Source organism: Thiothrix subterranea, assembly GCF_016772315.1.
GTDB classification, from domain to species: Bacteria; Pseudomonadota; Gammaproteobacteria; order Thiotrichales; family Thiotrichaceae; genus Thiothrix; species Thiothrix subterranea.
The window spans coordinates 238,019-250,476 of the sequence record NZ_CP053482.1; the positions used below are offsets into that span (position 1 = coordinate 238,019).

The following is a 12,458-nucleotide window of genomic DNA, read 5'->3' on the forward strand; positions in this document are numbered from 1 at the left end:
TCTTGATTATAGTGTCGACATTATAGCTTCAAAGTGTCAACAATGTCAGGATGTTTTTCTTGAAAAAACGCTGTTTCGCGGTATTATTGTCAACACAACAGACAAGATGTCGACAAACTGAGGTAGCACCATGGCCTTTCTGACTGCCTGCAAATTGCAGGATCCGGTAACGATTGCAGACAAGTTATTTCTTGATTTGCGGCGTGCCATTTTGGAGGGTGAAATCCCCGCTGGGAAAAAAATTAGTGAGCCAGAGCTGGCAGCAGCTTATGGCGTGAGCAGAGGTTCGTTGCGTGAAGCGATCGGCAAACTGGAAAACTGCAACTTGGTGACGCGCAAGCCCAATATTGGTGCACGCATCATCGGATTTTCCACAGAACAACTGTTGGAAATTTACCAAATACGCGAAGCCACCGAAGGTATGGCAGCCCGACTCGCCGCCGAACACATGACGGCAGAGGAATTGGTACATTTGCGCAAGATTCTGGAACGTCACCAAGCCGAAATTGCCCAGCACCAAAGCTATTCACAACACGACGTTGACTTGGATTTTCACTTTTCGATTATTCAAGGCAGCAAAAATAAACGCCTGATTCGCATGTTATGTCAGGACTTGTATGACTTGGTACGCTTCTACCGTTTCCGCCTCAAGTCCGGGTTTAGTCGCAGCGAACAGGCATTTCAGGAACACAACCTGATCGTGTCAGCCATTGAGCGGCGCGACGGGGAAATGGCGGAAACGCTGATGCGCCATCATATCCGGGCTTCGCGGGATTATGCCTGCAAGTTGTTGGAACAGATGCCGATCTCAGACACCTAGCCGCGTACACGCTTTCTAGCTTTTTATTAACGGGGATACTCTATGAAGACCGCGAACAAACGACCGCTTTCACCCCACTTGCAGGTGTATAAGCCGCAACTCACGTCGGTGCTGTCGATCATGCACCGAGGCACGGGGGTGGTGTTGGCTATCGGCACATTGCTGGTGACGTATTGGCTGGCAGCCATTGCCGGGGGTGCGGAATCTTTTGCGAATGCCAGCGCGATCCTTGGCTCATGGTTTGGCAAACTGGTGTTGTTTGGTTGGTCTTGGGCGCTGTTTTATCACTTATCCAACGGTATCCGCCATTTGGTATGGGATAGCGGGCATGGCTTCGATCTGCCTAGCGTTTACCTGGGCGGCAAAATCGCAGTGGGCGCATCGTTGGCTCTCACTATCCTGCTTTGGCTTGTTGCCTGAACCCTGTTGAGGAATTGCTACACATGAGTTTATTGACACCTTTCAAACGTGCCAGCGGTCTGGGAACGACCAGCGGGGTTAGCCATTGGTGGATACAGCGCGTCACTGCCGTTGCCCTGATTCCACTGGTTTTGTGGATGGTATTTTCGGTGGCAGCCCACACGGGTGATGATTATGCCAGCGTTGCAGCCTGGTTTGCGCAACCGTTCACCACTACCATGTTGACCTTGTTTGTGTTCACCGCGTTCTTTCATGCCAGTCTGGGGTTAACCGTGGTGATTGAAGATTATGTGCATCACGAAGGCATCAAACTTGCCGCATTGATAGGCATGAAATTGGTACTGGTATTGCTGGGAACGAGCAGCATTTTGAGCATCTTACGGGTCGCATTCGCGGGCTAATGACACAGAGGTTGATTACACAATGACTGAATACAAAATTGAACATCATACCTACGATGTCGTCGTCGTGGGTGCTGGCGGCGCGGGTTTGCGTGCCACGTTCGGGATGGCGGTAAAAGGCTTGTCCACGGCATGTATTACCAAAGTATTCCCAACCCGTAGCCATACCGTGGCCGCACAAGGTGGCATGTCCGCCGCACTCGGCAATATGGGGCCTGACAAGTGGCAATGGCACATGTACGACACCGTAAAAGGCTCGGACTGGCTGGGCGACCAAGACGCGATTGAATACATGTGCCGCGAAGCGATTCCGGCGGTGATCGAACTGGAACACCAAGGTGTGCCGTTTTCGCGCACGGAAGAAGGCCGTATTTATCAGCGTCCCTTCGGCGGGATGACCACCGAATTTGGTAAAGGCATTGCGCACCGCACCTGTGCAGCGGCTGACCGCACCGGTCACGCGATTTTACACACGCTGTATCAGCAATCCTTGCGTCACGATGCGGTATTTTTCATTGAGCATTTCGCTACCGACCTGATTATGGATGAGGAAGGCGTGTGCCGTGGGGTACTGGCGTGGGATTTAGCCAACGGTATTCTGCGTATTTTCCGGGCGCAGAAAGTGGTGCTGGCAACCGGCGGTTACGGGCGTGCGTATTTCTCGGCGACTTCAGCGCATACCTGTACGGGTGACGGTAACGGCATGGTGACGCGGGCAGGTTTACCATTGCAAGACATGGAATTCACCCAGTTCCACCCGACCGGCATTTACGGCGCGGGCTGTTTGATTACCGAAGGGGTGCGCGGCGAAGGCGGCTACCTGACCAATGCCAAGGGTGAACGTTTTATGGAACGTTACGCCCCGAATGCCAAAGACTTGGCGTCGCGTGACGTGGTGAGCCGTTCCATGACCATTGAAATCAATGAAGGGCGTGGCGTTGGCGCGAAACAAGACCATATTCATCTGCATTTGGAACACTTAGGCCCTGAAGTGATTCACGAACGTCTGCCGGGGATCGCTGAAAGTGCGCGTATCTTTGCCGGTGTAGATGTCACCAAAGAACCGATTCCGGTACTGCCAACCGTGCATTACAACATGGGCGGCATTCCCACCAACTACCACGGCGAAGTGGTCACGCTGAAAGACGGCGAACCCGATAGCGTGGTTCCCGGCTTGATGGCGATTGGTGAGTGCGCTTGTGTATCGGTGCACGGTGCTAACCGCCTAGGCTCGAACTCTTTGCTCGACATCGTGGTATTCGGACGCGCTGCTGCCAACCGTTGTGCGGAAACCGTTACCCCCGGCGCGACGCAACCTGAATTGCCTGCGGCAGGTGTGGAAAAAGTATTGGCACGTTTCAAGCGCATCCATTACGGCAATGGCAATACCAGCACCGCGCAAATCCGTGAAGCCATGCAGCACACCATGCAAAAGCACGCGGCGGTCTTCCGTACTGCTGAAACTTTGCAAGAAGGTGTCGATAAAATGAATGAGATTTACGCCAGCTTCAATGATGTTGCGGTGAAAGACCGCAGCTTGGTGTGGAACTCTGACTTGATGGAAACCTTCGAGTTAGCCAATTTGCTGGATTGCGCCCAAACCTCGATTCAATGCGCCATGAACCGTGAAGAAAGCCGGGGCGCTCATGCCCGCGAGGACTTCCCGGATCGTAACGATGATGAGTGGATGAAACATTCGATCGCGTGGGTCGATGACGCTGGCAAAGTATCCATCGACTACCGCCCCGTCCACACCTACACGTTGACGGATGACATTGAATACATCGCACCGAAGAAACGGGTTTACTAACAGGGAGCATTGTCATGGCTGAATTTAACTTACCTGCCAACTCGATCATCAAGAGTGGCAAAACTTGGGCTGCCCCTACCGGTGCGACCCGCGTGAAAAATTTCCGCGTTTACCGTTATGACCCGGATAGCGGCGAAAATCCGCGTTGGGATACCTACGAAATCGACCTCGACCAATGCGGACCGATGGTGTTGGATGCTTTGCTGAAGATCAAGAACGAGATTGATCCGACCTTGACCTTCCGCCGCTCTTGCCGTGAAGGGATTTGCGGCTCGTGTTCGATGAATATCGACGGCACGAATACGCTGGCGTGTATTAAAGCGATTGAGGCTTGCGAGGGCGATGTACAAATCAGCCCCTTGCCACACATGGAAGTGGTGAAGGATTTGATCCCTGATTTGACGCATTTCTACGCGCAATACGCCTCGATCAAGCCGTGGATGCAGACCCAAACGCCTGCGCCACCGGATCGCGAACGCCTGCAATCGCCGGAAGACCGCAAGAAGCTCGACAATCACTACGAATGCATTTTATGCGCGTGCTGCTCAACATCTTGCCCTAGCTACTGGTGGAACAGTGACCGTTATTTGGGGCCTGCGGTCTTGCTGCAAGCCAATCGTTGGGTAGTGGATAGCCGTGATGAAGCCACGGGCGAACGTTTGGACAATCTGGAAGACCCGTTCAAACTTTACCGTTGCCACACCATTATGAACTGTACCAACACTTGCCCTAAGGGATTGAACCCGGCGAAATCAATTGCAGAACTGAAGAAAAAAATGATCGAACGGCGTTAAGAACCCCTCACCCCCTACCCCCTCTCCCTCAAGGGGCGAGGGGGAACAAGAAATAATATTTTCCCTTTTCTTAGCCCCTCTCCCCTTGAGGGAGAGGGGTTGGGGTGAGGGGTACAAGGATATACACCATGAGTGAACTTTCCCGCGTAAAAATGCGCTGTCGGCGTGGTTTGAAAGAGCTGGATGTGATTTTCCAGCACTATTTAGAACGCCATTACAACAGTGCCAGCACCACGGAATTGCAACGCTTAGACGAATTACTGGCAATGCAAGACCCGCTCATCTGGGATATGCTGTTAGACGCAATCCCCTTCCCTGACCAATACACCGACCTGATTGCTAAGCTGCGTGTCGTCAATGACTGAACAACAAGCCGAACGACTGGTACGCTTGCGCTGGGCATGTCGACGTACTTTGCAGGTACTGGATCAACCCTTGGGACGTTTTTTACAGGATTGTTTCCAAACACTCGATATGGGCGAGCAATTTGCGTTCGAGCGTTTATTAAAATCCAAAGATCAGGAAATTCTTGATTGGTTAATTGGCAATCGCCAGCCCCGCGATACGGGTATGTGCGCTATTATTGAAAAAGTACGCCAACACCATGACAACACCGCCGGAGAATAGTCCATGCCTGAATTACACGACCTTTCCCCTACTGCCGCCTACGACTTATTGCAAACCACCCCGCACAGCATTTTGGTCGACATCCGTTCCGCTATGGAATATTTGTTTGTTGGTCATCCGGTTGGGTCAGTGCACATTGCGTGGATCGACGAACCCGATTGGGACATTAATCCGCATTTCGCCAGCGAAGTCGAACAATTGCTAACCAGCCGTTTTCAAGAATTGCCGCCCAAAGCCGCGCAAGTGGTGTTAATTTGCCGCAGTGGTAAACGTTCACGTGAAGCTGCCAGCGCGTTACTTGAAGCCGGTTTCCAACACGTCATGCACATTGACGAAGGCTTTGAAGGTGAACGGGATAACCAACATCACCGGGGAACATTGGGTGGCTGGCGTTTTCACGGTTTGCCTTGGGAACAGTGCTAACGCATCAATAATCGGCAAGTTGCCGCCGTTCATGCTATTTTCATGCGAACAATAACCCGGTTGTAATTCACGGTATTGCATACTATAAAAAGTGTGTCTCATAACGTTATTCAAGAATGTTCCAAGAAAAGGAGTTTCACCTGCATGAAAACAAAATCATTAATCGTGCTACTGTTAGCCGGTATCTGGGGGGTAGGTAGCTGGTGGTGGTATACCTGCAAAGTGAAAGGTTTCTGCGGTGCTGATGCAACGTCCGCACAAGTCGCAACGGGTACAGCCGCAACGGGTGCGGCGGCACTGGCTGGCGCAGCATCAGATGCTGACAACAAATCAAGTGCTGATACGACCGATACCGACGGTGACGGTATTCCCGATGCCAAAGAAAAAACCTTGGGACTTGACCCTGATAAAGAAGACAGCGACGGCGACGGTATTTCTGACTTCATCGAACTGGCACGCGACCCACAAGACACCGATGGGGATGGCAAAATAGACGCGCTGGATGACGACGATGACGGGGACGGCGTATTAACAGCGGCTGAAAAAGCTGACCCCAATGGTGATGGCAATGTTGATGATGCCACCGACACCAACAATAACCAACTCGCTGATTATCTTGATCCCGCTGCCAACGGTGGTGATGCCACCCAAACAGCCGATGCTGACAAAACTGACGCTGATAAAGCCGTTGCCGACAAAACCGCTGCGGATGCACAGGCCAAAGCTGACGCTGACAAAGCTGCTGCCGACAAAGCCGCTGCGGATGCACAAGCCAAAGCCGATGCAGATAAAGCCGCTGCTGAAGCACAAGCTAAAATCGACGCTGATAAAGCCGCTGCGGATGCAGCACAAACCAAAGCTGATGCCGATAAAGTCACCATGGAAACCACTAGTCCCACTCAAAACGGCGATATTGGCCCGGCTATCCTCACTTTCCCGACCGGTTCTGCTAACCCACAATTAGCTGACAGCACCAAGGAATATTTTGAGAAAGTAGCGCAGTTCCTGAAAGACAATAGCAGTGCGAAAATCACCATCGTCGGTCACACCGATAACAAGGGTGATCCCGCGAAAAACAAAGCTCTCGGTTTAAAACGTGCTGAAATGCTCCAAAAAACCTTGGTTGATCTTGGCGCTCCTAAAGACCGTGTATCTGCGTCTTCTGAAGGTGCTGACAAACCGATTGCTGATAACAATACGGAAGACGGGCGCAAGAAAAACCGCCGTGTTGAAATCACCCCTGTAAAATAAACGATTGGAGTTGTTACCATGTTTAAAGACATTACAAGCCGTTACGACATGACCAGCGCCAGTCTGGATGTCATTCTCATGCTCGCAGGTGCATTCCTCTTGGGTTTCCTGTTCTGCTATTTCCGCAACCGCTCAGGCCATGAGGAGTAATTCATGAAGCAAACAAGTGCCGACTACACCTTTGGTCTCGCCAGTCTGGAAATCGTCTTACTGCTGCTAGGCGCATTTTTACTGGGGATGCTGCTGTGCTGGTTATTGCGTAAATGGGGTATTTGCTGTGCCAGCCATGCGCTTAACACCAGAGAGCCTTCCTTGAGTGATACCAGTCACACCACTCATTCCAGCACCACACGCGAAGGTCAGCGTACCCCACGCGAATTTCCGGGCAATGATCTGAAAGGCGGTGGCTATACGGCTGACATTAACAGCTTATTGCGTAACCCTGAGCCGCCAGCACCCAGCGCCCCCTCCCGCCATGAGGTCAGCAGCATCCCACCTAACCTGACCAGCGTCACGCTAGGTCACAAAGATGACCTGAAAAAATTGGAAGGTATCGGCCCCAAATTGGAACAAGTGCTCAATGCGTCGGGCGTGCGTAATTTCGCACAACTTGCATCCATGACACCGGAAGAAATCAAACCGATACTGGAAGCTGCGGGTAATCAATTCAAAATGCACGACCCTAAAAGCTGGCCTTACCAAGCAGAATTGGCAAACAAAGGTGAATGGGAACGCCTCAAGGAATACCAAAACCTGCTAATCAGCGGACGAGTTTAAATAACAAGCCCCACAAAAACCGGCAAAACGCCGGTTTTTGCTTAGCAGGACGCTACCGCTACCATTTCTCATGCATTGAATAAGGAATGCCAATCATGAATACCGCTAATACCCCTTATACATTCGGCATGGCAACAGGGGAAATCATCTCATTACTGCTACTGAGTTTTGTCGTCGGCATCTTACTCTGCCGCTTATTGCGTCAAATGGGCATTTGCTGCTTACCCAAGAAAAAAACGGTTCCGCTTGGCATTACCCCCGTTCCAGCGGGCAAATATCACACCCGTGACTTCGACATTCACACCCCAAACCTACGCGCTAAACCTGTCACGCCAGCACCAGAGCTTGAACTGCCACAATTTTCGCGACCGCAACCTGTCACGGATGTTTATATTCCCAAAGTCCCCGCCAAGCCCACGATTGCCTTGCCGGAAGTAACTCCTAAAACCGTGGTAGACGTGCCTGTGATGCATGGCGAATTGCCACCGTTGCCAGAAATTGATCCGCTGCTGGCTGCCATCGACCCGCACAAACCCATCCTTGACTTAGTTGACGTAGACGACGCACCAGAACCAGAAATCACACTGGAGATCATCACCATGCCCAACGAACCAATGCCAACCGCATCATGGACGCTTGACCCACTGTTGGTTGAAATTGACCCCCATAAACCGATTATTGATCCACCCGATATGCCAGAAACAACCATGAAAACTGATCCATTACTCGATGCTATCGACCCACACAAACCGATTATTGATCCACCGGATATGCCAGAAACCAACAGCAACCAAGGCAGCACAGACACGCCACTCAATATCTTGAACGATTGGTTGCATAAAGCCAAAGACAGTGTGGAACACCTCACCGAAAAAGCCACGCCTACCGCCAACGAATGGCTGCACAAGGCCAAAGACAGCGTGGAACACCTCACCGAAAAAGCCACTCCCACCGCCAATGAATGGCTGCACAAAGCGAAAGAAATCGGCAACGATCTTGGCTCAAAAGGCAGTTCTCTCAGCGCTGAAACCCTGACAAAAGGCAGCTCGACACTCGCCAACCTCGCTGCCAGCGCCAAAGAACTCACCGAAAAACTCGCCAGCAATTTGTCGATCAAACACGACGATCTGCAAAAACTGGTAGGCATTGGCCCCACCTTCGCGTCTATTCTGCACCGCGCAGGTATCCACACTTATCAGCAATTGGCGGAAACTTCCCACCAAAAACTGCAAGCCCTGCTGATCGTGGAAGACGAACAATTCAGCCAGCACGACACGTCAAGCTGGCCGCAACAAGCGGCACTCGCTGCACGAGGGGAATGGGAACAGCTCAAAACTTACCAAGACAGCTTATGAGCGAAACGCACTGCGCAGGTACTGCACCATCGACCAGACGGTCAGTACCGTCGCAATTGCCAAAGCCACCAAACCGATTTCGCGCAAGGGCAATATTCCGAACAAATCTTGGTTATACAATAAGCAAATCAGCGCAATGATTTGCGCGGTGGTTTTCAGTTTGCCAATGAAAGCCACCGCCACTTTGGAACGATTACCGGATTCCGCCATCCACTCACGCAACGCTGAAATCACGATTTCGCGCCCGATAATTACTACCGTTGCCAACGTGATCCAAACATTCACTTCGCGTTCCACGAGCAAAATCAGGGCGACTGCCACAATCAGCTTATCCGCCACTGGGTCAAGAAATGCACCAAAACTGGATTCCTGTTGCCACAAACGCGCCAAATAACCATCTGCCCAATCGGTCAAACCGGCAATCCCAAACAAGATAGCCGCCGCCAAGGGTGCCCAAGGCGCTTCCAGATAAAACAGGAATACCAGCAGCGGAATAAACGCAATCCGCAGCCACGTCAGCAACACCGGCAGGTTGAACACCATATCAACTCTCTTCTCCGTTAAAGAAATCATAAATTTTACGCGCCAACGCCGGGCTAATCCCGGATACTTTTGCCAATTCTTCCGCACTGGCACGCTCAATCGCTTTCAAGCCACCAAATTGTTGCAGCAATACTTGCCGCCGCTTTGCGCCCAACCCTTCAATTTGCTCCAAAGGCGATTGGGTTCGTGCTTTTTGACGCCGCGCCCGATGCCCGGTAATCGCAAAACGGTGGGCTTCATCGCGAATTTGTTGAATTAAGTGCAAGGCTGCCGAATGTTCAGGCAATGCCAAACGCTCGCTGCCTTGCTCGATAATCAAGGTTTCTAACCCCGGTTTGCGACCTTCGCCTTTCGCCACCCCAACAACATCCACACCCGTGACATTTAATTCATGCAATACCGCCAAAGCTTGTGACACCTGACCTTTGCCGCCGTCAATAAACAGAATATCAGGTAGTTTACCGGCTTGCTCAACAGCGCGACGAAATCGGCGAGTAAGCGCTTGATGCATCGCTGCGTAATCATCACCGGGCTGAATACCTTCGATATTATACCGCCGATATTCCGATTTGAGTGGGCCATTCAAGTCAAACACCACGCAGGAGGCAACAGTCGCTTCCCCCATTGTGTGGCTAATGTCGAAACATTCCATACGGGCGGGCAATCCACTCATGCCAAGCGCTTCTTGTAGGGCGAACAGGCGTTGCTGCATCCCTGCTTTTGAGAGTACTTGCATTTGCAGGGCTTGTTCGGCATTGCGTTGCGCCAATTCTACCCATTTGCTGCGTTCGCCGCGCTGCGGTTGGCGAATTACCACTTTGCGCCCTTGCTTGAGGGTCAGCATATCGGCTAAAACATCCGCATCATCGGGCAATTCCGAGACCAAAATTTCACCCGGCACATCATGATTCAGGTAATACTGCGCCAAGAATGAGCTGAGAATTTCCGCACTAGCCACGTCACCATCGGGCAATTTAGGGAAGAAGTTGCGGTTGCCAAGATTATTGCCATTGCGCACCGTGAATACCTGCACACTGGCAACCCCCGACCCCAAGCAAATCGACACCACATCCACATTACCATTGCTGCCGCTGACGTATTGTTGTTGGGAAATATGCCGCAAACTTTCGATTAAATCGCGGTGTTCAGCGGCTTTCTCGAAATTCAACATCTGCGCGGCGCTTTCCATCTTTTGCACCAGTTCATCAATGACGTCCTGAGTGCGCCCTTGCAGAAATTGCACCGCGTGACGAATACTTTGGTCGTAGTCGTGCTTGTCAATCATACCAACACAAGGCCCGCTGCAACGCTTGATTTGGTATTCCAAACACGGGCGCGAACGGTTGGCGAAATAACTGTCTTCACATTGCCGCGCTTTGAACAATTTTTTCATTAAATGCATGGTTTGACGCACCGCCCCCACACTGGGGTAAGGCCCAAAATATTGTCCAGGTTGCTTGCGTGAACCGCGATAAAATTCAATGCGCGGATATTCGCCCGCCGTAATGTGAATGTAGGGGTAGCCTTTGCCGTCCTTGAGCAAAATATTGTAGCGCGGCGAATGCTGTTTAATCAGGTTGCTTTCCAACAATAACGCTTCGGCTTCGGTGTTGGTAATGGCAATTTCCACGTTGCAAATTTGCTTGACCATCGCAAAAATGCGCGAATTGGTCAGTGTGCCGCGAAAGTAGCTGGAGAGACGGTTTTTCAAGTCTTTGGCTTTGCCGACGTAGAGCACTGTGCCATCTTTGCCCAGCATACGGTACACGCCCGGCTTATGCGGGGCGGTTCTGAGGAAATCTTGGGGGTCAAAATTCGGGAGGTCGGTTTGCATAGTGGCTATTTTGCCACAGCAGGCAAGAAGTTGCTGTTGAAGTTACTCACGCCATCCAAAAATTACCGCTTGGCAAACGCAAAGCCGACTATAGTTACAGGCATTCTGCATCACAGTTAAAGCAAGCGGGGAGATCGAGATGAAAACTGAAAAATACATTGTTTTGCGTAGCCAAGACGTTTTTTCACCCACTCGCGGCAGCACCGGAATGCGCGGCGCGGGAATGCGTAGCACTGGCGATACAAGCGTTAAATTGGAAGAGGCCGACCTGACCAAACGCGAACGCAATGATTTACGCCGTGACCCGCGCACCCGTGCGATTGCCCTGCCCATGCCACTGAAACTCATCGCACCGGTCAGGCGGCAAATGACCGACGCCGTAATACCGCCTACCGCCGATCAGACGATTACTTGGGGTGTAAAAGCAGTACGCGCCCACGAATCGCGTTTTGATGGCACGGGCGTGACCGTCGCGGTGCTGGATAGCGGCATCGACCCCAACCACCCTGCGTTTGCAAGCGTGAACTTGATCCAACAAAACTTCACCACGGAAGACCCCAACGATCTTGACGGTCACGGCACGCATTGTGCTGGAACGATTTTCGGTCAGGATGTGAATGGCACGCGCATCGGTATCGCTCGCCATATCGAACGCGCCCTCATCGGCAAAGTATTGGGCGAAGGCGGTGGCACTTCCGCCACGCTTGCCAAAGCGATTCAATGGGCGTTACACGAAGGCGCACATGTCATTTCCATGTCGGTTGGGATCGACTTTCCCGGCTACGTCGATTGGCTGGTCAAAACCGAAGGGATGCACGTAAATCCTGCGACTTCGATGGCGTTGGAAGAATACCGCGCTAACGTCAATCTTTTCACCGAACTTGCCAGCTTTGTGCAGGCATTTAGCAGCTTTGGGCAAGGGGCAGTCATCGTTGCGGCGTCAGGCAATGAAAGCAACCGTCCCCAGTACGAAATTGCAGTCGCGCCGCCCGCCGCAGGCACGGGCATTATTGCGGTCGGCGCTCTCGGCGAATCCGACAAAGGTTTTACCGTTGCCGAATTCTCTAACAATCAAACCGATATTGCTGCTCCTGGCGTCGATATTCTCTCTGCTGAAGCCGGTAGCGACAAACTCACCCGCATGGATGGCACCAGCATGGCAACCCCACACGCGGCAGGTGTCGCCGTACTCTGGGCGCAACGCCAACTGGAAGTGAACGGGCGCGTCGAAAACCAAAGTTTAATGGCGCAATTGGTTGCCAGCGGCACTTACGCATCGCTTGCCCCCAATAACGAGGAAGACGACGTAGGCACGGGCATTGTGCAAGCCCCGCTGAACTAAGCCCATTTGCACCCGTGCGCGGGGCGTTCTACCATCAGAGTTTTCGTCAATAAGCTGCCAC

General features: G+C 52.0%; 15 protein-coding genes. 13 read left to right on the plus strand and 2 right to left on the minus strand.

Going from position 1 to position 12,458, the window contains the following annotated elements; translation table 11 throughout:
* Positions 1 to 130 precede the first annotated feature (130 nt).
* From HMY34_RS01080 to HMY34_RS01130, 12 genes are all read left to right on the plus strand, one after another.
* Positions 131 to 820 (plus strand): GntR family transcriptional regulator, encoded by a 690-nt coding sequence (locus HMY34_RS01080; protein ID WP_202717328.1) that lies wholly within the window; start codon positions 131 to 133, stop codon positions 818 to 820.
* Between the two features lie 42 nt (positions 821 to 862).
* Positions 863 to 1,240 carry a succinate dehydrogenase, cytochrome b556 subunit gene (gene sdhC, locus HMY34_RS01085; protein ID WP_202717329.1) on the plus strand — a complete coding sequence of 126 codons (378 nt, stop codon included), beginning with the start codon at positions 863 to 865 and terminating at the stop codon, positions 1,238 to 1,240.
* Positions 1,241 to 1,263: 23 nt separating this feature from the next.
* The gene (sdhD, locus tag HMY34_RS01090; RefSeq protein ID WP_202717330.1) at positions 1,264 to 1,641 is read left to right on the plus strand and encodes a succinate dehydrogenase, hydrophobic membrane anchor protein; all 378 of its coding nucleotides are present in this window, start codon (positions 1,264 to 1,266) and stop codon (positions 1,639 to 1,641) included.
* A 22-nt stretch (positions 1,642 to 1,663) separates the two neighbouring features.
* Positions 1,664 to 3,451, plus strand: a complete 1,788-nt coding sequence (sdhA, locus tag HMY34_RS01095) for a succinate dehydrogenase flavoprotein subunit (RefSeq protein ID WP_202717331.1) — start codon at positions 1,664 to 1,666, stop codon at positions 3,449 to 3,451.
* A 14-nt stretch (positions 3,452 to 3,465) separates the two neighbouring features.
* Positions 3,466 to 4,245 (plus strand): succinate dehydrogenase iron-sulfur subunit, encoded by a 780-nt coding sequence (locus tag HMY34_RS01100; protein WP_202717332.1) that lies wholly within the window; start codon positions 3,466 to 3,468, stop codon positions 4,243 to 4,245.
* Positions 4,246 to 4,373: 128 nt separating this feature from the next.
* Positions 4,374 to 4,610, plus strand: a complete 237-nt coding sequence (locus tag HMY34_RS01105) for an FAD assembly factor SdhE (RefSeq protein WP_202717333.1) — start codon at positions 4,374 to 4,376, stop codon at positions 4,608 to 4,610.
* Positions 4,603 to 4,872 carry an FAD assembly factor SdhE gene (locus HMY34_RS01110; RefSeq protein ID WP_202717334.1) on the plus strand — a complete coding sequence of 90 codons (270 nt, stop codon included), beginning with the start codon at positions 4,603 to 4,605 and terminating at the stop codon, positions 4,870 to 4,872. Before HMY34_RS01105 ends, HMY34_RS01110 begins: the two co-directional genes overlap by 8 nt.
* Before the next feature lie 3 nt (positions 4,873 to 4,875).
* On the plus strand, positions 4,876 to 5,295 hold the full coding sequence (locus HMY34_RS01115) for a rhodanese-like domain-containing protein (RefSeq protein WP_202717335.1): 420 nt from the start codon (positions 4,876 to 4,878) through the stop codon (positions 5,293 to 5,295).
* A gap of 144 nt (positions 5,296 to 5,439) precedes the next feature.
* Complete coding sequence (locus HMY34_RS01120) at positions 5,440 to 6,546, plus strand: OmpA family protein (RefSeq protein WP_202717336.1); 1,107 nt, start codon at positions 5,440 to 5,442, stop codon at positions 6,544 to 6,546.
* 18 nt (positions 6,547 to 6,564) lie between these two features.
* On the plus strand, positions 6,565 to 6,696 hold the full coding sequence (locus HMY34_RS20315) for a hypothetical protein (protein ID WP_255697746.1): 132 nt from the start codon (positions 6,565 to 6,567) through the stop codon (positions 6,694 to 6,696).
* 3 nt (positions 6,697 to 6,699) lie between these two features.
* Positions 6,700 to 7,323, plus strand: a complete 624-nt coding sequence (locus tag HMY34_RS01125) for a helix-hairpin-helix domain-containing protein (protein WP_202717337.1) — start codon at positions 6,700 to 6,702, stop codon at positions 7,321 to 7,323.
* Positions 7,324 to 7,418: 95 nt separating this feature from the next.
* Positions 7,419 to 8,678: a helix-hairpin-helix domain-containing protein gene (locus tag HMY34_RS01130; RefSeq protein WP_202717338.1), complete on the plus strand. Its 1,260-nt coding sequence runs from the start codon at positions 7,419 to 7,421 to the stop codon at positions 8,676 to 8,678.
* Here the strand turns inward: HMY34_RS01130 and pgsA are convergent.
* Both pgsA and uvrC read right to left on the minus strand, forming a co-directional pair.
* Entirely contained in the window at positions 8,673 to 9,221 is a 549-nt protein-coding gene (gene pgsA, locus HMY34_RS01135) for a CDP-diacylglycerol--glycerol-3-phosphate 3-phosphatidyltransferase (protein ID WP_202717339.1), read from the minus strand. The genes HMY34_RS01130 and pgsA overlap by 6 nt on opposite strands.
* A gap of 1 nt (position 9,222) precedes the next feature.
* Positions 9,223 to 11,055: an excinuclease ABC subunit UvrC gene (uvrC, locus tag HMY34_RS01140; RefSeq protein ID WP_202717340.1), complete on the minus strand. Its 1,833-nt coding sequence runs from the start codon at positions 11,053 to 11,055 to the stop codon at positions 9,223 to 9,225.
* 139 nt (positions 11,056 to 11,194) lie between these two features.
* On the opposite strand from uvrC, the gene HMY34_RS01145 reads away from it, so the two are divergent.
* Positions 11,195 to 12,397 (plus strand): S8 family peptidase, encoded by a 1,203-nt coding sequence (locus HMY34_RS01145; RefSeq protein ID WP_202717341.1) that lies wholly within the window; start codon positions 11,195 to 11,197, stop codon positions 12,395 to 12,397.
* The last annotated feature ends 61 nt before the right edge of the window (positions 12,398 to 12,458 follow it).